We start from the raw sequence: 22,671 nt of genomic DNA on the forward strand, positions 1-22,671 counted from the left end.
ATCAGGCGTTGTCGGTGCGTTGCAGGGCCGTCGCCACCAGCTCGCCGATCCGTGCGATCGGTTCCGGCTCGGTCATCTCGTAGTGGCCGCACGGCACTTCGTGGTTCTCGACCACGCCGTCGACGTACGCGCGCCACTCCTGCGCCTTGTCCTGGGCGTCCGACGGGTCGTCCGAGTCGGCCGCCGCGCCCACGGCGCTGAAGAACAGGACGTCGCCGTCGAACACGTCGAGGCTGAACTCGGGCGCCACGCGCAGGTTGTTGCGCATCACCCGGGCGATGTCGGCGGCCTCCTCGGCGGTCACCTCCGAGCCCGCCGCCGGGCCGTCGGCGTCGAGCAGCCGCAGCAGGGCGGCGACGTCGGCCGGCGCGCCGTCCGGCAGGTGGACGCCGGTCAGCCGGGAGATCAGGGCCGCCACCTGCCGCTCGGCCACCTCCGGGGACGGCGGGTGGAGGTTCAGCAGCGGGGAGTCCAGCATGACCAGCAGCTCCACCCGCTCGCCCGCGTTTTGGAGCGCGGTGGCCATGGCGTGGGCCACCATGCCGCCGTAGGACCAGCCGAGGAGCCGGTAGGGGCCGGCCGGCTGGATCTCGCGCAGCAGCCCCAGGTAGAACTCGACCATGTCCTTCGGGTCGGCGGCGGGGGGTGCGACGCCGTCCAGTCCGCGCGCCTGGATGGCGTAGACCGGCTGCTGTTCGCCCAGGTGGGCGAGGAGTCCGGCGTAGCGCCAGCCGATGCCGCCGCCGGGGTGCAGGCAGAACAGCGGACGCTGATCGCCCGCCGTGCGCAGCGGGAGGACCGGGGCGAAGGCGTCCCGGCCGCCGCCGCGGCGGCCCGCGCGGTCCAGGAGCTCCGCGACGGTCGGGGAGGCCAGCACCGCCGAGCCCGGCACGTCGAGGACGCCCGCCTTGCGCAGCCGGCCGGCGAGGATCACCCCGCGCATGGAGTCGCCGCCCAGGTCGAAGAAGTTGTCGTGGACGCCGATCGGCTCCACGCCCAGGACCTCCTGCCACTGCTCGGCGACCGCGCGTTCGAGGTCGCCGCGCGGGGCGACGTACGAGGTCCGCAGGTAGGGGCGGGGGGACAGGGAGCGGGCCGACGGTCCGGGCGTCGTGGTGGCGGCCGTGGGCTCCGTCTCCGTCCCGGTCTCTGTCGCCGTTTCCTCGGCGTTCGTGGGGCGGGTGGTGTGTCGTGGTGGGTCGATCCAGTGGCTGCGGCGGTCGAAGGCGTAGCCGGGGAGCGGGGTGGCCGGGGCGTGGTCTTCGTCCCGGGGTGCGCCGAGCGGGGCGAGGTCGGCCGGTACGCCGGCCGTCCACAGCCGGGCGAGCGCCTCGGAGAACACCTCGACGTCGGAGCGCGTGGACTTGGCGTGGCGCATGGTGCCGACCGTGACCGGTCCCGCCTCCGGCAGACACGCCCGGGTCAGCTTCGACAGCGTGTCGCCGGGGCCGACCTCCACCAGCAGCGGTTCGCCGCGCCGCCACAGGGCCGCGACGCCGTCGGCGAACCGCACCGTCCCACGGAGCTGGTCCACCCAGTGCTGGACGCTGGTGGCCTGTTCGTCGGTGACCCAGGTGCCGGTGGTGTTGGTGACGTAGGGGATGCGGGGCGGGCGCAGGGTGACGCCGCGCACGGCCTCGGTGAAGTCGCCGAGGATCGGGTCGAGCATGTGCGAGTGGGCCGCGAGGGACAGCGTCAGTCGGCGGTGCGGGATCTCCTCGGCCGTCAGCCGCCGTTCCAGCGCGGCCACCGCCTCCTCGCCGCCCGCGACCGTGCAGGCGTCCGGTCCGTTCACCACGCTGAGCGAGAGGCCGCCGGTCAGCCTGCGGCGCAGCTCCTCCTCGCCCAGGACGACGCTGACGGTGGCGCCGCCCGCCGCGACCATCAGCCGCGCGCGCTCCGCCACCAGCGGCAGCATGTCCTCCAGATCCATGACCCCGGCGAGACAGGCCGCCGTGTACTCGCCGATGGAGTGGCCGAGCAGCGCGTCCGGCCGGGCCCCGCGCTCCATCAGCACGGTGGCCAGGGCGTATTCGGTGACGACCACCGACAGCAGCCCCAGCACGCCGGGGTCGGTGCTGCCGGCGCCGAACAGGGTGTCGCGCAGGTCCCGGCCCAGCACGGGCCGCAGGATCCCGGCGCAGTGGTCGACGACGTCCCGGTACGGGGCGCAGCCGTCGTACAGCTCCGCGCCCATGCCGGAGTACTGCGCGCCGCCGCCGGGCAGCAGGAACGCCACGCGCGGCGGCCGGTCCGCGCCCTGCGCGGGCGTGTCGGACAGCGGACGGCCGAGCAGTTCCACGGCGTCCCGGGCGCTCCCGGCGACGACCGCGGCCCGGTGGGGCATCGCGGGGCGGCGGGTGCGCAGGGTGTGGGACACCTTGGCCAGGTCCGCGCCGGGGTGGTCCGACAGGTGCCGGGCGAGCGCGTCGCCCTGGCCGGGCAGCGCCCCGGGGGTCCGGGCGGACAGCGGCAGGATCTGCCACCGGGCGGCGGGGGCGTCGTCCGGAGCGATGGGCGGGTCCGGCTCCGGGGCCGCCGGTGCTTCCTCGAGGATGACGTGCGCGTTCGTGCCGCCGATGCCGAAGGCGCTGACGCCCGCGCGGCGCGGGCCGCCGCCGGACGGCCACTCCTCCGGTCCCGACGGCACCCGGAACGGGCTCGCGGCCAGGTCGATCAGCGGGTTCGGGCGGTCGAAGTGGGCGACCGGCGGGATCAGTCGGTGCTCCAGGACCAGGACGGCCTTGATGAAGCCCGCGATGCCGGCGGCGGCCCCGAGGTGGCCGATGTTGGGCTTGACCGACCCGAGGGCGCAGTACTGCGTGCGGTCGGTGGTCTCCCGGAACACCCGGGTCAGCGCCTCCACCTCGATGGGGTCGCCGAGGTTCGTGCCCGTGCCGTGGGCCTCCAGGTAGCCGATGGAGTCGGCGTCGACACCGGCCAGCGTCTGGGCCATGAGGATCGCCTCGCACTGCCCCTCGGTGCTGGGCGCGCTGAAACTCACCTTCCGCCGGCCGTCGTTGTTGACCGCCGAGCCCTTGATCACGGCCCGGATCCGGTCGCCGTCCGCCAGCGCGTCCGCCAGCCGCTTGAGGACCACCGCGCCCACGCCGTCGCCCGGCACGGTGCCCGCGGCCTGCGCGTCGAAGGCCCGGCAGCGGCCGTCCGGGGAGAACACGCCGCCCGTGACGTGGCGGTAGCCGAGCTTCGCCGACGGGTTGACCGAGACCGCCCCGGCCAGCGCGATGTCACAGGCGAAGTTCAGCAGGTCCTGGCAGGCGGTGTGGACCGCCACCAGCCCGGTGGAGCACGCCGTCTGCAGCGACAGACTCGGGCCGGTCAGGCCGAGTTCGTACGAGATTCTGGTGGCCAGGGTGCCGAGCGAGTTCGCGGCGGTGGTGTGGACCAGCTCCACCGAGCCGGGCTGCCCCGCGAACCTCGGGTACACGTGGGACGCGTAGTAGCGGCTGTCCCCGGCGCCCGCGTAGACGCCGATCGTGCGGCCCTCCCGGTCGGCCGCGTACCCGGCGGCCTCCAGCGCGAGGTAGGCGCACTCCAGCAGCAGCCGCTGCTGCGGGTCCACGATCGCGGCCTCGGCGGGGCTGTAGCCGAAGAAGCCCGCGTCGAACAGGTCGATGCCCTCGATGACCGAGGCCCTGCGCACCAGGGAGGGGTCCGCGAGGTCCGCCGGGTCACCGCCGGCGGCGAGGAACTCCTCCTCGCTCACCGCGCGCACCGACTCCTTGCCGGCGGCGACGTTCTCCCAGAACTCCTCCACCGTGTCGGCCCCGGGGAAGCGCCCCGCGAGGCCGATGACGGCGATGTCGTTGTCCGAGAACCCGTCGGATCCGTTGTGCCCGTTCTCGTTCTCGTTCTCCGGCGTGTCAGTCATCGCCGTCGGTCCCCTTGTTCTGCTTGGTGTGCCGGATGGTCCTGTTCCGTGCGGCGCGCTGCCGCTGGGCCTGCTGCCGGGCGCGGGCCCGGGTCTCGCCGGGCACGCCGGTCGCCGTAGGGGTGCTGTCACCGGCGGGTGGGCCGTCCGTGGTCGCGGGGGCCGGTGTCCGGTCGGCGAGGTGGCGGGCCAGGGCCTTGACCGTGGGGTGGCTGAACAGGTCGACGACGGTGAGGTCGCAGCCCAGTTCCTGGTTGACCGCGGTCATCGCGCGGACCAGCAGCAGGGACGTGCCGCCGAGGTCGAAGAAGCTGTCGTCGACCCCCACCTGGTCCCGGTCCAGGACCCGGCGCCAGACACCGCACAGGCTGTCCTCCAGCGCCCGGCGCCGGTCGGCGTCCGGGTCGGCGGGCCGGCCGGCGGAACCGCCGGGCACCGCGCCGGTGGACGTACCGGTGGACGTACCGGCCGCGCGCAGCACCCACCGGTCGGCGGCCCCCGCCAGCCGGGCGCCGTCCGATGCGGCCCCGTGCAGCGCCCCGAGGTCCGCGCCGTCGCGCAGCGCCACCCGGGCCGCCAGCCGGTGCACCGGGCGCGCCGGGCCCAGGAGATGGCCGCGCACCCAGGGCGCGCCGCGGTCGACGCCGATCAGGACGTGCGGCTCGGCCAGGCTCCGGGCGAGGTCGAAGGAGCGCAGCCCGGCGGTGTGCGCCAGGACCCGGTAGCCGCGCGCCTCGGTCAGCGCCCGCAGCCCGTAGCCCCGGCTCATGCCGATGTCGTCCCACATGCTCCAGGCCAGACTGTGCGCGGCCATCCGGCCCTGGCGGTGCTGGTGCACCGCGAGCGCGTCGAGGAAGGCGTTGCCGGCGGCGTACGCGCCGGTCATGGAGCCGCCGAAGAAGCCGTTGACCGACGAGAACGACACGAACGACGCCGCCGCGCACTCCTCGGCCAGTTGGTGCAGCACCCAGCCGCCGGTGACCTTCGCGGCGAGCGCGGCACGCCACCGTACGAGGTCGTACTCGGCGACGGGCCGCTGGTCGAACGCGCCCGCCGCGTGCACCACCCCGGCCAGGGACGCGGACCACGCGGCGGCGGCCTTGTCCACGACGGCCCGCACCTGCGCGGGATCGGCGATGTCGGCGCACTCGTAGCGCACGTCGCCCAGCGCGCGCAGCCCGCGGTACGCCTCGACCCGGCGGGCCGCCTCGTCGTCCTGTCCGGCCAGGGCGTCCCAGGTGTGCTCGGGCGGCAGTTCCGTACGGCCGACCAGCAGCAGCCGGGTGCCCGGCGTCCTGAGCAGGTGCCCGGCGACCAGGGCGGCCACGCCGCCGAGCCCGCCGCTCACCAGGAGGAAACCGTCGACCGGGGCCGGCGCCCTGCGGGGCAGCGGGTCGGGCAGCGGCGCCAGCCGGCGCACCCAGCGCTGTCCGTCCCGGTAGGCCACCTCGGCGTCGGTCACCGGGCCGCCGCCCACCTCGGCGAGGATCAGCCGGGCGGTCTCCGCGTAGTCGGCCTCCGTGTCGTCGGCCTCGGTGTCGTCCGTGACCGGGAGGTCCAGGCGGCCGGCGGCCAGCCAGGGGAGTTCCTCGCGGAGGCTCTTGAGAAGGCCGCCGGCGGCGGCGTGGAGGGCGGAAGGGCGGTCCTCGGGCAGCACGTCCTGGGTCCCGCCGGTCACCAGGTGGAGGCTGACGGGGTGGTCCGGAGCGCCGCCCGACGACAGGGCCCCGGCCAGGCACACCAGGCTGTCGACGCCGTCCCGCTGCGCCTCCAGGAGGTCGTCCACGCACCCGGGCTCGGCGCGGCCTGCGGTCAGCGACCCCAGGTGGAGCACCGCGTCCACCGGACGGGCGTCCGAGGCCAGGCCCGCGAGCAGCGCCTCGTAGTCCTCGGGCCGGTCGACGCGGACCTCGTAGCGGGCCATGTCGACGCGGCGGAACGCGTCCGCAGCGGTGACGACCGTGCACCGGGCACCGCCCCGCCACAGCTCCCCGGCCACCGCCTCGGCGACCCGCGCGCCCAGCGCGTCGCGCCCCGCGAGCACCAGCGTGTGCCGTGCGACGGGCGCGGTGGGGTCCGGGGTCTCGGCCGGCTCCGGGCGCTGCGCGCGCTGCCACACCGGGCGCAGGAACCAGTCCGGCACGGTGGCGGCGGTGCCGAGCAGCACCTCGGTGCGCCGTACGTCCTCGTCGAACTCGCCCGTCTCGAAACGCGCCCGCAACTGGGTGCGCTGGATCTTGCCGATCTCGGTCTTGGGGATGGTCGCCTGCTCGACCGGCACCAGGTAGGCGGGGGTGATGCCGATCTCGCGGGTCACCTTGCCGCGCACCGCGCGCAGCGCGTCGGCCGGGTCGGTGCCGGGGAGCAGGTGCAGGAACAGGGCCAGGGCGTCGGTGTCCGCCGCCGGGTCCGGCCGCACCGCGCAGGCGGCGGTGAACGACCGCTCCACGAACGGGAGTTCCTCGACGCACGCCTCGATCTCGTGGCTGTAGTGGTTGACGCCGTTGATGATGATGACGTCCTTGGCCCGGCCGGTGATGTACAGCTCGCCCGAGCGCAGGAAGGCCAGGTCGCCGGTGTCGAACCAGCCGTCGGCGGTGAACGACTCGGCGTTCTTGGCCGGGTTGTCGTGGTAGCCGGAGGTCACCGAGGTGCCGCGGACCTGGAAGTGCCCGACCCTGCCCTCCGGGACGACCTCGCCCTCGTCGTCCACGACCCGCATGGCGAACTCGGGGTAGGGCAGTCCGCAACTGACGAAGGTGTCCTCGCCCGCCGCCGGTTCGGCAGCCAGCACCGTGTCCGTCACCACCGAGCAGGTCTCGGACATCCCCCAGCCGGGGTGCACGACCGTCGGCGGCATCCCGAACGGCGCGAGCACCTCCAGGAAGCGGCGCGCGGTGGCGGCCACCACGACCTCGCCGCAGTTCATCACCATGCGCATCGGCGACAGGTCCCACCGGCGGTCGCCCATCCGGTGCGCGTGCTCGGCGGGCAGCCCGAAGGCGAAGTTCGGCGCCCAGGTGACGGTGACCCGGTGCTCGTCCGCCAGGTCCATCCAGCGCAGCGGGTCCTGGAGGATCCAGGACGTGGGCGCGTGGACCTGCCGGGCGCCCAGGAGCACGTCCCTGAGGTGGAACATCACGACGCCGGTGACATGGTCGAGCGGGATCCAGTTCAACGACACGTCGTGTTCCGTCAGGCCGTTGACCTGAGCGGCGGCGGCGGAACGGGTCAGGACGTTGCGGTGGTTCAGCTCGACGGCCTTGGGCAGGCCGGTGCTGCCGGAGGTGAGCAGCATCAGGATCAGGTCGACGGGCCGCGCCGGATGCCATTCGGTGTCGGCGGGTGCGGAGCGCAGCGCGTCCACCGTGGTGAGCCGCGGCTCCTCCCAGGCACGCCGGTCGGCGAGGTCGCGCAGCCCGTCCTCGTGACCGCCCGAGGTGATGAGCCACGGGCGGCCCAGCATCCGCCAGACGCCGTCGAGTTTGTTCACCGCGGCGGAGTCCTCCGCGTAGGTGGACGGGACGGTCAGCGGCACGGTGACGATCCCGCCGAGGATGCAGCCCCACAGGGCCGCGAGGAAGTCCTCGGTGTCGTCGCACTGGAGGATCACCTGGTCGCCGGGGCGCAGTCCGAGCCCGCGCAGTCCGCCCAGGACCCGGGACGCCTCCTCGGCGAGGCTCGCGTAACTGCGGCGCACGGTGGTGCCGTCGGCCCGTACGTGCACCACCTCGGCGTGCGGTCCGCCGGCCGCCGCCCGGCGCAGCGCGTCCGCCCAGGTCTGTACGGGCGGTTCGACCAGCGCGGGCCCCTCGCTGATCGAGAGGACCGTCTCCCGCACGGGGGCGTCGGACGCCGTCGCCCCGGACCCGTCGGCCGCCGCGCCGGTGTGCTCGGCCGGCCCGGAGGCGGCAGGGCCCGCGTGCAGCAGGCCCAACTGCTCTGTGTCTTCCTCCAGTTCGACGGTGACGGCGTCCACGCCGGGCACCTCGGCCAGCGCCCGCTGCCACCGCTCGGCCTGCTCCGTGCCGATCCGTACGAGGTCCGGCAGCGCGGCGGTGTCGAGGGCGCCGTCCGGGGTGCGGGGCAGGTCGGAGACGGCCACGACGCGCGGCGCGCGGTCCGGGGCCGGGGCCGTACGCCGCAGCGCCTGCTCCGCCTGGGCGGCCGCGTTCGCCCGGGTGGGCACGGCCAGGACCGTCGGCCGGCCGTCGTCGCCGTCTCGCGGCGGCAGCGCCAGGCACTCCCGGATGCCGCCCGCCGCGAGCACCGAGCGTTCCAGCGCCCGCGCGTCGAACGGTTCGTGGGCCGCCGTGGCGGTCGCCGGGCGCGGGCCGGGGTCGGGCAGTGCGCTGAGCCGCAGGTCGGGGTCGGCGGCCACGGCGGCGAGGGTGCGGTGCAGGCCGCAGGCCAGCCGCCGCACCGTGGCCTCGTCGAAGAGGTCGGTGCCGTACTCGACGTGCAGCGTGAGGCCGCCGGGTGCCGGGTCGACGCCGTGGCGCTCCGTGACCTCGACGAACTCGACGAACAGGTCGAACTTCGCGGTGCCGGTCGACGTGGGGTGCAGCGGGGCCTCGTTGTCGCCGAGCCGCACCACCGCCTCGGCGTTGTTCTGGAGCGCCAGCAGCACCTGGAACAGGGGGTGCCGGGCGGCCGTGCGGGCCGGGTTCAGCTCCTCCACCAGCCGGTCGAACGGCAGGTCCTGATGGTCGTAGGCGGCCAGGTCGAAGGCGCGCACCCGGGCCAGCAGCTCGCGGAACGCGGGGTCGCCCGAGGTGTCGGTGCGGGTGACGAGGGTGTTGGTGACGACGCCGACCAGATCGTCCAGGGCCGTTTCGGTGCGGCCCGCGACCGGGGTGCCGATGGGGATGTCGACACCCGAGCCGCAGCGGGTGAGGAGTGCGGCGAGGGCGCTCTGCAGGACCATGAACAGGCTGGCCCCGGCGGTGTCGGCCAGCCGCAGCAGGTCGCGGTGGAGGTCGGCGCCGATGCCGACCGTCAGGCCCCGGCCGCGCCGGCTGGGCACCGCGGGCCGAGGCCGGTCGGCGGGCAGCGGGATCTCCTCCGGCAGCCCGGCCAGGGCCGTCTTCCAGTACGCGAGCTGCCCGCCCAGCAGGGCGGCGGGATCGCGGAGCCCGGCGAGCAGCCGCTCCTGCCACAGCGTGTAGTCGGCGTACTGGAGCACGGGCGCGGCCTCGTCCGGCGCCCCGCCCGCCAAGCGGGCCGCGTACGCCGTCGACAGGTCCTTGGCGAACGGCACCAGCGACCACCCGTCGGCCGCGCTGTGATGCAGGACGAGCACCAGCGCACGGGTGCCGTCCCGGGGGCCGTACAGCCCCGCCCACAGCGGGAGGTCCCGCGTCAGGTCGAACGGGCGGCGCAGCGCGGTGGCGACGTACGCCGCCACCTCCTGGGCGGGGCAGTCCACCACGTCCAGGTCCGGCCGCAGGGTTCCCGGGGCGCGGATGTCCTGGTACGGGGTGCCGTCGGCCTGCGGCAGGAGGGTGCGCAGGCTCTCGTGCCGGTCGACGACGTCCGCCAGGGCGGCCCGCAGGGCGTCGTCGTCGACGGGCCGGTCCAGCCGTACGACCAGCGGCATGTTGTAGGTCGCGGCGGTGGTGTCGAGCTGGTTGAGGAACCACATGCCCTGCTGGGCCGAGGACAGCGCGATCCGCTCCGGCCGCTCGGCGGGCACGAGGGCCGGCCGGGTGGGGGCGGCCGTGGCGGACGGCACCGCCAGCCGGGCGGCGATCCGGGCGGGGGTCGGCCCGGTGAAGATCGTCCGCAGGGGCACCTCGGCACCGGTGACGGCCCGCAGCCGGGCCCGTAGCCGGGACGCGAGCAGGGACTGCCCGCCGAGGTCGAAGAAGTCGTCGTCCGCACCGACCGCGCCGGTGGGCAGCCCGAGCAGCTCCTCGAAGAGGCGGCGGACCTGGGCCTCGACCCCGGTCGCCGCGCCGCCGCCGGTGACCTCGGCGTCGGCGGCGGGCAGCGCCGCACGGTCCAGGGTGCCGTCGGCGGTCAGCGGAAGGGCGTCCACCAGCACACAGGCCCCGGGCACGAGGTGTTCCGGCAGCATCTGGGCGAGGTGCCCGAGCAGTTCCGCGCGGGTCGGGCGGCGGCCCGCTCCGGGCACGGCGAAGGCGACGAGGGCCCGGCCGCCGGTGCCGGGCCGCTCCCGGGCGACGACGGCGGCCCCGGCGACGGCCGGATGACGGACGAGGGCGGCCTCGACCCCGCCGGGCGCGACCCGGAACCCCCCGGTCCGCACCTGCTCGTCACTCCGCCCGACGTACTCCAACTCGCCGTCCGCGCACCGGCGGACGAGGTCGCCGGTGCGGTACATCCGCTGCCCCGGCTGCCCGAACGGATCGGCGACGAACCGCTCGTCGGCCGGCTCCGCCGTACGGGCCAGGCGGGCCCCGGCCACATGCAGCGCGCCCACCCAGCCGGACGGCACCGGCCGCAGGTCGCCGTCGAGCACGTACAGCCGGGTGTCCGGCAGCGGCACGCCCAGGACGCGGCGGCCCTGCCCGAGCAGTTCGCGGTCCACCCGCCGGAAGGCGACCGGCCCGGTCGTCTCGGCGTCGCCGTACACGGTGACCAGGGCGGGGGCGTCGGCACCGGACCGCTCGATCTGCTCCAGCCAGGGGCCCAGGTCGGCCGGTTCCGGTGTCTCGCACGCGACGACGAGGTGCCGCAGCGCGAGCGGGGGCGAGGCGGGGGTGGCCGCCCGGTCGGCCGCGGCCAGCGCGGGCAGCGCGGCGGACGGCTGGTTGAGGACGGTGACGCGCTCGCTCCGCAGCAGGTCCAGCAGCTCGTCGGGCGACCGGGTGGCGTCGTGTCCGACGACGACCAGCCGGCCGCCGTTCAGCAGCGCCCCCCAGACCTCCCAGACGGCGACGGCGGACGCGCACGAGTGGAACAGCGCCCACACGTCGTCCAGGCCGGACGGCACGTGCGCGGCGGCCGCCTCGACGAGCCCGGTGAGGTCGCCGTGCGCGACGAGCACGCCCCGCGGGCTTCCGGCGGCGTCCGGGGCGGGCAGGACGTAGGCCACGGCGTCCGGGGTGAGCGGTGCGCCGCGGTCGGCGTCGGAGAGGTCCGCGTCGGAGAGCGCGGTCAGTTCGGCGTCGGTGGCGGGGTCGCCCAGCACGACGGCGGGCAGGTCGGCGTCGAACAGCGTGCCGGCCGCGCTCGCGTCGGTCAGCAGCAGTGCGGTCGCGGCGGCCTCGGCCTGCGCGCGCAGGCCCTCGGCGGGGTGCGCCGGGTCCAGCGGCAGGCAGCGGGCGCCGGACTTCAGCACTGCCAACTGCCCGGTGACCAGGTCCGTCGAGCGGGGCAGCGCCAGCGCCACGGTCTGGCCGGGGCCCGCGCCGCGCGCGATCAGCAGCCGGGCCAGCCGGTTGGCGCGGGCGTTCAGTTCGGCGTAGCTCAGGGCCTGGCCGTCGTGGGTGACGGCCGTCGCCTCGGGAGCGCGGGCGGCCTGCGCCTCGAAGCGGGCGGGCACGGTGGCGTCCGCTGCGGCGGACGTCGGCTCGGGGGTCGCGTAGGCGGGGTCCTCGCCCGGCAGCAGCAGGTCCGGCGCGCCGACCGTGAGCCCCGGTTCGGCGTCGGCCAGCCGGTCCAGCAGGGCCAGGAACCGGTCCAGGTGACCGGCGAGCGCGTCCTCGGTGTAGAGCGCCGGGTTGGCGTCGAAGGTGACGCCCAGGCCCGCGCCGCCGGTGCCCGGCCGCACGGTGATCACCAGGTCGTCGATCGCGCCGCCCGACAGGTGGTGCGGCGTCGCGGAGTGCTCGCCGAACCGCACCTGGTGGGAGAAGGGGACCAGGTTGACGAGCGGCCCGAACAGCCGCCGGTCACCGCCGAGGAGCTTGAGATCCCGGCGCAGGTCCTCGCCCCGGTACTGCTGGTGCCTGCGGATGGCGCGCACCTCGCCGGCCGCCGCGGCGACCAGCTCGGCCACGGCGGTGTCCGGCCGCACCGACAGCCGCATCGGAAGGTTGTTCGACACCGTGCCCGGGGTCCGCAGGGCGGCGGAGCCCAGCCGGCTCATGGTGGTCACGCCGAGGACGACGTCCTCGGCGCCCGTCACCCGGTGCGTGTACGCGGCGACGGCCGCGAGCAGCAGCTCGGCCCGGCTCGCACCCGCCTCGGACGCGGCGGCCGACAGCCGGTCGGCGGTGGCCGCGGACACGTCCGCCGTCCGCCGCATGGAAGCCGGCGACGGCGGCGCGGTGCCGTCGACGAGCGAGACGGCCCCGGACCGGCCGCCGAACAGCCCGGTCCAGTAGGCGCGGTCCCGCTCGAACCGGTCCGAGCCCCGGTAGGCGGTCTCCTCGTCCAGCAGGGTCCGGGCGGGGGCGAACGACGCGTCGGGCACCTCCTGCCCGGCCGCCAGCGCGCTGTAGATCTCGGCGGTCCTGCGCAGGACGAGCACGTAGCCGTAGCCGTCCAGAAGAATGTGATGGGCCCTCATGAACCACAGGTAGCGGTCGTCGGCCGCCTTGAAGAGGGCATGTGTGAACAGCGGGCCCTCGCTCAGCGGCGTGGCGGTCGCCAGGTCGGCGCGCATCCACTCCTCGGCCGCCGCCGTGGGATCCGCCGCGGCACTCACGTCCAGCACGTGCAGCACCCGGCCGGCGGGCGGCGCGGGCAGACAGCGCGGCCCCTCGGCGGTGTCGGTGAAGCGCAGCCCGAGCGCTTCCGCCTCGACGACGGTACGGCGCAGCGCCGTCTCGAACAGGCCGGCGTCGACCGCTCCGTGGATCTCCAGGTACTCGCCCGTGTTGAACGCCGGGCTCCGCGGGTCGAGTTGCTGCCCGTACCAGATGCCGCCCTGCGCTCCGGTCAGGCCCAGCGGCACGGAAGCGTCGGATCCGTCTGCGTGTTGGAGCACGGTCATCATCCTCGTCAGACAAATGGACAACGGCCTGCGCGGACTCGCACGCCGTGGAGCGATGGCACGGGGCCCTGGCCGGCCCGGCGGTCGGCTCGGCGGTCGGCCTGGCGGTCGGCCTGGCCCGGCAGACCGCGGGTGTAACGGGTATAGGGGGTGTACGGGCGTAACTGGCGTACGGGCGTGCCGGGTGTACGGGCAGTCAGCTTCGGGACTGCGGCTTGAGCGCTGCTCAAGAAGTGGTGTAGGCCCGGCGAGGCGGCGGGCCCGCACCCGGCCGGAACACCTCGAGGTCGTCTCCAGGGCGGCTCAAGCGCACCCGTGGCACAGTCGGTCCGCCTCGCGCGCACCGCAGGCACGCCGCCGCACCTGCCCGCGAACATCCCCCCGACCGACAGCCTGTACAGGCGACTGACAGGAGCCGTGCCCACCATGACCGTCCCGCTGTTGTGCTTCCCCTTCGCCGGAGCAGGCGCGAGTTTCTTCACCCCGTGGCAGCGCTACGACCTCAAGGCCACCCGCGTCCACCCGGTCCAACTCCCCGGCCGGGAAAGGCGACTTGACGATCCGCCCTATCCGGACGTCTTCACCGCCGTCGAGTCGATGGCCGACGAACTCATCGCCGAGGCCGACCTGTCGAGCGGACCGGTGGCCCTCTTCGGCCACAGCTTCGGCGCGGTGCTCGCCTACGAGATGGCGCGTCACCTGAGCGAGAAGAAGGGGATACCGGTCGCCCACCTGTTCGTCAGCGGCTCGGCCGGCCCCAGGACCAGGCGGGAGGCCGGTGCCACCGGGCTCCCGGACGACGAATTCCTCGCCCGGGTACGGGAGTTCGCCGGATACGACCATCCGACCATGCAGGACCCGGAGTTGCTGGAACTCCTGCTGCCGACCCTGCGCGCGGACGTCGAGACGCACGAGGCGTACGTCTCGACCGCGGACGACCCGCTCGACGCGCCGATCACGTCCCTGCGCGGTCTGGACGACGAACTGGTCTCGACCGAGCAGGCACGGCAGTGGGAGACGGTTACCCGGTCCGGCTTTCGGCTCGACGAACTGCCCGGCGGCCACATGTACTTGACCGAGTACCCGGGCCCGCTGCTGAAGCTCGTCGACGACGAACTCAAGGCGTGGGCATGAGTGGCATGAGTGGCACGAGCAGCACGAACGGCATGAGTCTGCGGGGAAAGACGGTGATCGTGACGGGCGCGGCGCGCGGTGTCGGCCGTGCCTGCGCCGAACGCCTCGCCGCCGCCGGCGCCGACCTGGTGCTGGTCGACATCGCCGACGATCTCCCTCTCGTCCCCTACCCGCTCGGCACCGAGGGCCAGTTGGCCCACACGGAGAAGCTGTGCCGGGCACATGGCGCCACCGTCCTCTCCTGCCCGGCCGACGTCCGTGACCTCCGTGCGGTCGAGGCGGCGGTCGCCACGGCCGTCCAGCGCTTCGGACGCGTCGACGCGGTGGTGAACAACGCCGGTATCGCCGCGCCCTCGGGCAAGGCGGTCCACGAGATCGGCGAGGACGAGTGGACCGTCATGCTCGACGTCGACCTCTTCGGCGCGTGGCGCATGACGCGGGCGGTCGGCGAGGTGATGGCACGGCAGCGCTCCGGCAGCATCGTCAACATCTCCTCCACCGCCGGACTGGTCGGCTACCGCAACTTCGCCGCCTACGTCACGGCCAAACACGGCCTGATCGGCCTGACCCGCGCCGCCGCCCTCGACTACGCACCGCTCAAGGTACGCGTGAACGCGGTCTGCCCGGGGTCGGTACGGGACGACCCGGTACTCGAGGGCCGCATGCTCTCCGAGATAGCCAAGTCCCTGGACGTACCCGTCGCCGAACACGAGGAACTCTTCGTGCAGTCCCAGCCGACGAACGAACTGGTGGAGGCGGGCGACGTCGCAGAAGCGGTGCTTTGGCTGGTCAGCGACGCCTCCCGAGGCGTCACCGGCAGCGTCGTCACCGTCGACGGCGGCTTCACCGCCAAGTAGACGCCGACTTCGATCCAGCTTGCGTGGCGACGGCAACGGACTCACGGGTGGGGCCGGCTTGGGTTCGCGGCGGCGGCCACGGACTCGCGTGGGTTCGGTCCGAGTTCGCGGCGGCGGTGTCAAACCCGGACAGGTCTGGCCTGAGTTCGCGGTAGCGGCCACGGACTCGCATGGGTCCGGCCTGGGGTCGCGGCGAGGGCAACGGACTCGCATGGGTTCGGCCTGAGTTCGCGGTAGCGGCCACGGACTCGCATGGGTCCGGCCTGGGGTCGCGGCGAGGGCAACGGACTCGCATGGGTTCGGCCTGAGTTTGCGGCAGCGCCAGCGGCCTCGAACTCGCATGGGTTCGGTCCGAGTTCGCGGCGGCGGTGTCAAACCCGGACAGGTCTGACCTGAGTTGCAGCAGCGGCTTCGAACCCGAAGAAGGCCAATTTGAGTTCGCATTACCGGCTCCGAACCCGCACAGGGTGGACCCGAGTTCGCGGCGACGACCTCGAACTTACGCAGGGCCAGACCGAGTTCGCGGTGCCGGCCTCAAAACCGCACACCGGCAGTCTCAAACCCGTACCGGCAGTTCCGAGCTCGCGGCACCAGCCTCAAGCTCGCGCAGTGGCAGTACCGGGCTCGCGGCGGCAGTCACGGGCTCGCGCAGCGGTAGTTCCGAGCTTGCGCGGCGGCAGCCTGAAGCTCGTGCAGCGGCAGTACCGGGCTCGCGGCGGCAGCCACGGGCTTGCCCAGCGGTAGTACCGAGTTCGCGGCGGCAGCCACGAGTTCGTGCACCGGTAGTTCCGAGCACGGCGTCAGCCAGCAGCTCGCGCAGCGGTAGTACCGAGTTCGCGGCGGCAGCCACGGGCTCGTGCAGCGGTAGCAGTAAGCCCGCACATCAGACAGGGAGCCAAGATGTCAGCGGTCCTGACCGCCTACGAGTCATACAACGGCCTTTCGCCCACCGAGCGTTCCAGGAACCTGGACCACCACGCGATCGTCCTCTCCGGCGGTCCGCGCGTGGACCCGCAGGCCCTTGCCGAGCGCCTGCGGGACGTCGTCGCCGGGTGCCCCGTGCCCGATGAGCGGGACCTCTGCTCGGTGCTGCGGGACGGTGTCGAGGAACCCCGGGCGGTGTGGCTGGAGACGGTGCCGTACCCGGCGGACGACCCCCGGGCGGTGCGGACGCTGCACCGGGAACTGCTGCGGCCGGTACCCCGGTTCGGCCCCGCGCCGGTGCGTCTCGTGGTGCTGCGCTGCGAGGACGGCGACCGGCTCGTGTTCAGCGCGGCCCGCCGGTGTCTCGACCGGGCGTCCCTCACCTCGGTCGCCCGGGCCGTGACCGGCGGCCCCGACAGCCCGGTGCCCCGGCTGTGGTGGGACCTTCCGGCCACGGGACCGGACGCGGGCGCGGGCGCGGTCGCGGGCGGTGGTTCCGGCCGCCGCGCGGCGCACCGGTTCACTGCCCCCACGGCCCCTACCGCCCCGGGCGACCGGCACGCGCTCCGCGTCGCCCAGTTGGCCGCCGTCGCTTACACGGCGGCGCGCTACCTGGACCGTACCGATGCGACCGTGGGCGTCGTGCGGCGCCGTCACCGGAGCGCCGCGATCCTGGGGGCGTCGGAAGAAGCCGTGCCGGTGACCCTGGCCGGGGCCGACACGACGGGCGGGCTGCTCGCGCAGGCGGGGGACGCCCTCGACGACCTGGCCGGGTCCGCGGGTGACCAGGATCAGGCCCGGGGTGGTCACGAGCGCGCGGCTTCGCGGATCGCCGTGGCGTTCGACGAGGAGAGCAGCCCCGACAGTGGCTCCAACGAGTCTTACTTTCCCGGCACTTGGCCCGGCTCGCCGCTCGTCGTGCACTGGCTCGGCGAAGGCGCCGACGGACTGGAAGCGGTGTGTCTCTTCGACGAGAGCCGCTACGGCAGGGACCTGGTCGAGCAGTTCTGCCGGCACCTGGCAGCCGTCCTCGGGCAGCTCCTCGACCTGCCGCCCGCGACGCCCGTGGACCGCCTGCGGATCCTGGACGACGCCGAGGAGGCCGCGCTCCGGGAACTGGCGGACGGCGGTCCGCTCGACACCCGACCCCGCTGCGTCCACCGTGCCTTCGAGGAGGTCGCCGCCGCCCAGCCGGAGGCCGTCGCGGTCACCCACAAGCAGGAGGCGCTCACCTACCGGCAGTTGGACACCCGGGCCAACCGCTTCGCCCACGCGCTGCGCTCCCTCGGCGTGGAGCACGGCGACCGGGTCGGGGTCTGCATGGAACGCTCCACCGAGCTGGTGGTGGTGCTCCTGGCCGTGCTGAAGAGCGGCGCGGCGTACGTCCCCATGGACGTCGGCTATCCCCTGGAGCGGCTCGCCTACACGGCGAAGGACGCCGGTCTGCGGCTCGTGATCGGCCCCGACGACACGTCCGATCCGGGCATCCCCGACGTCCGTACGGTGTCCGTCGCCGACCTGGCCCTGAGCGCCGAGCCGCAGCCGGACACCCCGGTGACCGACGGAACCGACCCGTCCGACCCCGGCCAGCCGGCGTACGTCATCTACACCTCCGGTACCACCGGTCACCCCAAGGGAGTGGTCGTCCCGCACCGGAACGTCACCGCGCTCGTCGACGCCACCCGCGCGGACTTCGCGTTCTCGGCCGACGACGTGTGGTCGCAGTTCCACTCCGTCGCGTTCGACTTCTCCGTGTGGGAGATCTGGGGCTGCCTGCTGACCGGCGGCCGGCTGGTGCTCGTCCCGTACTTCGCGGCCAGGTCACCGGAGTCGTTCCTCGAACTGCTGGTGTCGGAGCGGGTGACCGTCCTCAACCAGACGCCCTCGGCGTTCGGCGAACTCGTCCGCAGCACGGAACACAGCGCGGAACAGAGCGTGGAACACAGCGCGGACCAGGAGAACGCGGCGGTGTCGGTCCGGCTGCTCGTCTTCGGCGGCGAGGCGCTGGACCCCCGCGTCCTGCGGCCCTGCCTGGACGCGCCCGGCTGGTCGCGGTGCCGTTTCGTCAACATGTTCGGCATCACCGAGACCACGGTGCACGTCACGGCCCAGACCGTGACCCGGACCGAGATACTGCACGGCGACCGCTCGGTGGGCCGCCCGCTGCCCGGCTGGAGCGTCACCATCCGCGACCGGCAGGGCCGGCTGCTCCCGCGCGGCGTACGGGGCGAGATCCACGTCGGCGGGGCCGGAGTGGCCCTCGGCTACCTCGGCCGCCCCGAACTCACCGGCGAGCGCTTCCTCGCCGACCCCGTCACCGGCGGCCTCCGGTATCGCAGCGGCGACGGCGGCAGGCTGCTGCCCGACGGCCGTATCGAGCACCTGGGCCGACTGGACAACCAGGTCAAGATACGCGGCTACCGCATCGAGACGGACGAGGTGCGGGCCGTCCTGCTGGAAGACCCGGCCCTGTCCGACGCCGTCGTGATCCCCGGCCCCGACAACGCCGGCGGTCTGCGGCTCGACGCCTATCTGATCTTCCAGGAGGGCGCGGGAACGGCGTACGGCACGGCGGAGGTGCGCGACCGCGCCGCCAAGGTCCTGCCGCAGTACATGCTGCCCAGCACCTGGACGCCGATCTCCGAGACCCCCCGCACGATCAACGGAAAACTGGACGTCGCCAGACTCCCGGCCCCGCGCCCCGCGATGCCCGGCAACGCCCGCCCCGCCGACGAGGGTTCCGGACCCGAGACCTCCACATCCGACGCATCCGAGACCTCCGGATCCGCGCCGGAGGAGCAGTCCGGGCTGCTCGCGCAGGTGTGTGCGACCTGGAGCGAGGTGTTCGGGTTCACCGTCGCGCCCGACCACGACTTCTTCGGCATCGGCGGGAACTCGCTGCTCGCCACCCGGCTGTCGGCCGCCTTCCGGGAGAAGGGCCTGCCGCCCCTCCAGACCCGCGACATGTACCGCAACCCCACCCCGAGGGCGATCGCCGCACTGCTGGAACGGTGACCGCGTGACCGCTCCGACCCGTCAGGCCCTGCCGCCAAGAGAAAGGCCGTTCGCATGCGACGCGTGCTGTGCCCCGTGGAAAACCTTTACGTAGCCCAGCGAAGCAGGGCGGTCCTCTCCTGTGTCCTGGACGGCCCCGTCGACCGGGCGGCCCTGTCCGCCGCGTTCGACGCGGTCACGGCGGAGCAGCCGCAGCTCCGGACGCGCATCGTCCCGGACGGCGACGGCGATGGCGGCGGTGACAGTGGCGGCCATGCCCTCGAACCGCTCCCGGAGGCCGAGTGGCCCCGGCTGCTGACCCGCACCGGGGGCGAGGAGGCCTACCTGGAGGAGGCCAACACCCCGCTGACGGTGGGCGGTCCGCTGACCCGGGCGGTCCTGGTGACCGACCCGGACTGCGACGCGCGGCGCCACACCCTGGTCCTGTCCGTCGACCACGTCGTCACCGACGGACACAGCGGGATCACCCTCCTCAACACCCTCTGGGACCGCTACCGCGAGCTGGTCGAGGGAACCGAGGGAACAGAGGGAACCGAGGGCGCAGAGGCCGCCCGCCCGCCGGTGGCCGCGTTCGCCGAGCCCATCAGCACCCTGCTGCCCCCCGCGGACCCGGCCGACACGGCGAACCACCGCGACCAGCGAGCCGGGGACGTCGCCCGCCATCCGGTCGAACTCGTCCCCTACGACGTGAAGCCGACGGAGGAAGAACCCGAGGAACCGCACCGCATCGAGGTCCAGCGGCTGCGGCTCGACACCGCGCCGACCGCCGGACTGCGCGCGAGGGCGCGTACGGAGGGCGTGTCCGTGCACGCCCTGATCAGCGCCGCCCTGCTGCTCGCCGCCCGCCGCCGCATGGACGGCGCCGAACCGCGCCTCCTGGGCTGCACGTCACCGGTCGACCTGCGCTCGCGGCTGACGCCGCCGGTGTCCGCCGCCCTGATGATCCCCGCGGTCTCCATGAACCTCCAGACCCTGCCCGTCGGCAAGGAGACCGACATACTGGACCTGGCGCGTCAAGTGGGCGACGGGCTGCGGGAGTTCCTCGACCGGGGCGACCACTTCCGGGAGATGCGGATCATGCCGTCGGCCCGCCGGTATCCGACGCTGCACCTCGGCACGGTCATCGTGACCAACATGGGCGCCGTGTCCGGCCCGCGCCTCCCGGCGGGCACGCGCGTCACCGACGTACGGCTCGTGCCCGGCCGTGAGCACTACTTCCCGCAGCTCGGCCGCAGCCCGATCCTGGCCTGCGTCACGACGTTCGACGGCCGCCTCGCCATCGAGTTCCCGCACCACACCGCCTGCTACAGCCGCCTGTTCATGCGGGAGTTGGCCGACGAGGTGCACGCGACCCTGCTCGCCCTCGCCGGGTCCTGACGGAACCGGAACGTCCACGGCCCCGGCCGTACCCACGTCATGGTGGGTAGGGCCGGGGCCGTCGGGGTGTCAGGACAGTTTGACGGCGGGACGGTAGAGGTCGAACCAGACGGCCAGGTCGAGGACCCGCTCGAACGCGTCGCGCACATCGCGCGCCACGGCCTCCGGCTTCCCGCGCACGGCCTCGGTGAGCGCCGCCCGGTCGAAGAACTCCACCGCGCGGTGGTCGTCGGACAGCAGCTCGCCGACCTGGCCCTGCACCTCCCGGACGTAGCTCAGCTCCTGCGTCAGCGGGTAGCCGGCCTTGACCCGGTCCGCCACCGAGGCGGGCAGCGTGTCGCGTACGGCGGCGCGCAGCAGGCTCTTCTCCCGGCCGTCGAACGTCTTCATCGACCACGGCGTGTTGAACACGTACTGCACGAGCCGGTGGTCGCAGATCGGCACCCGCACCTCCAGGCCGACCGCCATGCTCATCCGGTCCTTGCGGTCCAGCAACGTGCCGAGGGCGCTGGTCACATGGACGTAGCAGAACTCGCGCATCCGGCGTTCGTGCGCGTTCTCGCCGGGCAGCGGCGGGAGTTGGGCGACCGTGTCGGACCAGCGCTGCGCCAGGTAGCCGGGCAGGTCCAGGGTGTCGTGCATCAGGGTCTGCTCGTAGAGCCGGGTGGGCACCAGGGGCGCCACCCAGGGGAACGTCGCGGCCTGCTGCACCTCCGGGACGTGGAACCAGGGGTAGCCGCCGAACATCTCGTCGGCGCCCTCGCCGGACAGGGCCACCGTCGAGTGCTCGCGGATCGCCTTGAACAGCAGGTAGAGGGAGTTGTCGCCCTCGCCGAAGCCGAACGGCATGTCGCGGGCCGCGATCACCGCCCGGCGTATCTCGGGGTCGGCGAGCTTCTGGTGGTCCAGCCGGATGTCGCTGTGCAGCGTGCCGACGTGGTCCACGACCTCGCGGGCGAACGGGGCGTCCGGCGAGCCGCGCAGCGCGTCCGCGTGGAAGTGGTCCGGCTGCTCGAAGTCGACCGTGAACGTCCTGGCCCGCTGCCCGTCCTCGGCCAGTCTGCGGGCGGCCAGCGCCGTCAGGGCGCTGGAGTCCAGTCCGCCGGAGAGCAGCAGGCACACCGGCACGTCCGCGACGAGCTGCCGGCTGACGCTGTCCTCCAGCAGCTCGCGGATCCGGCGTACCGTCGTCTCCGTGTCGTCGTGGTGCTCCTCGACCTCCAGCCGCCAGTAGACGCGCTCGCGCACGCCGCTGCGGTCGACGATCAGCATGGTGCCGGGCCTGACCTCCCGCATGCCCTTCCAGACGGCCCCGCCGGGCGTCTTGACGTACCCCATCATTTCCCGGAAGCCGTCCGCGTCGACCACGGCCTGCACGGCCGGGTGCGCGAGGATCGCCTTGGCCTCGGAGCCGAACAGGACGCCGTCCTCGGTCTCGTACACGTACAGCGGCTTGATGCCGAGCTGGTCGCGCAGCAGGACCAGGCGGTCGGTGCGGCCGTCCCAGATGCCCAGCGCGAACATGCCGAGGAGCCGGTCGGCGACCTCCTCGCCCCACTCCAGATAGCCGCGCAGCACGACCTCGGTGTCGCTGGAGGTGCGGAACTCGTGCCCACGGCGGCGCAGTTCGTCGCGCAGCTCGCGGAAGTTGTACGCCTCACCGCTGTACGTCAGCACCACCGGGCCGTCCGGGGTGTCCACCGTCATGGGCTGGACACCGCCCGCCAGGTCGATGATCGACAGCCGGCGGTGTCCCAGGGCGGCGTGCGGGGACACCCAGGTGCCGCCGGCGTCCGGGCCGCGGCAGACCATGGTGGCGGTCATCGCGTCAAGGGTGGGGCGTTCCCTCTCCAGGTCGTGCCGGAAGGCGATCCAGCCGACGATCCCACACATGTGCGTCCTCTCCTGCTGATGTGCTGATGTGCTGTTCGGTCGTTCTGTCCGGTCGTTCTGTCCGGTGTTCTGTCCGGGGCCGGGGCCGTACGAGGGTCAGTGGGTGGACGCCATGTGGGCCGGCAGGCCGCCGATGTGGGACTCGGCCGTCGGCTCCAGGACGAGCTTCTTCAGCACCGGCTTCATGAACGACCACGGGCGGTGCAGATCGCCGGCCCACTGCCAGGTGAGCCGGGAACCCTCCGGGGTGGACTCGACGACGTAGTCCTCCACGAGGCGCTTGAAGACGTTGTGGGTGCTGCCGACGACCGTGAACGTCTTGCGGTGTCCCTCGTCCCAGCGGTAGAAGCGCTCGCGCAGCGCGAAGCCGCCGACGGTCTCCACCTCCCGGGTCGTGCCGACCCCGAACGGGCGGGGCGAGGTCCAGGTCAGCCGCTTCACGCCCTTCGTCCAGTGCGCCGGGCCGGAGTCGTCGGTCAGGGCCGCCCAGGTCTCCTCGGCCGGGTAGGGGACGTCGACGGTGCGGGTCAGGTAGACGGAGGCGGAGGTGAGGAGCGAGTCGTCGCACTCTTCGACCGGGTACCAGCGAGTTGTCATCGGGGGGTGGTCCTTCCGGAACGGTTGGGTGGGGAGGGGGAGTTGGATCAGGGGTGTCGGGTCAGGGACGTGAGGTG

8 protein-coding genes are annotated in these 22,671 nt (G+C 73.9%); 4 read left to right on the forward strand and 4 right to left on the reverse strand.

From position 1 onward, the window contains the following. Position 1: 1 nt before the first annotated feature. The gene (locus BMZ82_RS12455) at positions 2-3,892 is read right to left on the reverse strand and encodes a type I polyketide synthase (RefSeq protein WP_093774840.1); all 3,891 of its coding nucleotides are present in this window, start codon (positions 3,890-3,892) and stop codon (positions 2-4) included. Then, positions 3,885-12,791, reverse strand: a complete 8,907-nt coding sequence (locus BMZ82_RS42520; protein ID WP_371271200.1) for an SDR family NAD(P)-dependent oxidoreductase — start codon at positions 12,789-12,791, stop codon at positions 3,885-3,887. Before BMZ82_RS42520 ends, BMZ82_RS12455 begins: the two co-directional genes overlap by 8 nt. A gap of 432 nt (positions 12,792-13,223) precedes the next feature. On the opposite strand from BMZ82_RS42520, the gene BMZ82_RS12465 reads away from it, so the two are divergent. The 4 genes from BMZ82_RS12465 (at position 13,224) to BMZ82_RS12480 (ending at position 20,104) form a co-directional block, all read left to right on the forward strand. Next, on the forward strand, positions 13,224-13,931 hold the full coding sequence (locus tag BMZ82_RS12465; protein WP_093774844.1) for a thioesterase II family protein: 708 nt from the start codon (positions 13,224-13,226) through the stop codon (positions 13,929-13,931). Positions 13,932-13,963: 32 nt separating this feature from the next. Further along, the gene (locus BMZ82_RS12470; protein WP_093775049.1) at positions 13,964-14,788 is read left to right on the forward strand and encodes an SDR family oxidoreductase; all 825 of its coding nucleotides are present in this window, start codon (positions 13,964-13,966) and stop codon (positions 14,786-14,788) included. A gap of 900 nt (positions 14,789-15,688) precedes the next feature. Beyond that, on the forward strand, positions 15,689-18,727 hold the full coding sequence (locus BMZ82_RS12475; protein ID WP_093774846.1) for an amino acid adenylation domain-containing protein: 3,039 nt from the start codon (positions 15,689-15,691) through the stop codon (positions 18,725-18,727). 54 nt (positions 18,728-18,781) lie between these two features. Beyond that, positions 18,782-20,104, forward strand: a complete 1,323-nt coding sequence (locus tag BMZ82_RS12480; protein WP_093774848.1) for a phthiocerol/phthiodiolone dimycocerosyl transferase family protein — start codon at positions 18,782-18,784, stop codon at positions 20,102-20,104. A gap of 69 nt (positions 20,105-20,173) precedes the next feature. Here BMZ82_RS12480 and asnB read toward each other — a convergent pair whose 3' ends face one another. Both asnB and BMZ82_RS12490 read right to left on the reverse strand, forming a co-directional pair. Then, positions 20,174-21,997 (reverse strand): asparagine synthase (glutamine-hydrolyzing), encoded by a 1,824-nt coding sequence (asnB, locus tag BMZ82_RS12485; protein ID WP_093774850.1) that lies wholly within the window; start codon positions 21,995-21,997, stop codon positions 20,174-20,176. Positions 21,998-22,093: 96 nt separating this feature from the next. Next, positions 22,094-22,594, reverse strand: a complete 501-nt coding sequence (locus tag BMZ82_RS12490; RefSeq protein WP_093774852.1) for an SRPBCC family protein — start codon at positions 22,592-22,594, stop codon at positions 22,094-22,096. Between the last annotated feature and the right edge of the window lie 77 nt (positions 22,595-22,671).

Origin of the sequence: Streptomyces sp. yr375 (assembly GCF_900110755.1) — a bacterium.
Lineage (GTDB): Bacteria > Actinomycetota > Actinomycetes > Streptomycetales > Streptomycetaceae > Streptomyces.

Excerpts from the sequence above, each read along its gene's own strand:
- BMZ82_RS12455 (WP_093774840.1), bottom strand. The coding sequence starts at position 3,892 with ATGACTGACACGCCGGAGAACGAGAACGAGAACGGGCACAACGGATCC.
- BMZ82_RS12465 (WP_093774844.1), top strand. The coding sequence starts at position 13,224 with ATGACCGTCCCGCTGTTGTGCTTCCCCTTCGCCGGAGCAGGCGCGAGT.
- BMZ82_RS12470 (WP_093775049.1), top strand. The coding sequence starts at position 13,964 with ATGAGTCTGCGGGGAAAGACGGTGATCGTGACGGGCGCGGCGCGCGGT.
- BMZ82_RS12475 (WP_093774846.1), top strand. The coding sequence starts at position 15,689 with ATGTCAGCGGTCCTGACCGCCTACGAGTCATACAACGGCCTTTCGCCC.
- BMZ82_RS12480 (WP_093774848.1), top strand. The coding sequence starts at position 18,782 with ATGCGACGCGTGCTGTGCCCCGTGGAAAACCTTTACGTAGCCCAGCGA.
- asnB (WP_093774850.1), bottom strand. The coding sequence starts at position 21,997 with ATGTGTGGGATCGTCGGCTGGATCGCCTTCCGGCACGACCTGGAGAGG.
- BMZ82_RS12490 (WP_093774852.1), bottom strand. The coding sequence starts at position 22,594 with ATGACAACTCGCTGGTACCCGGTCGAAGAGTGCGACGACTCGCTCCTC.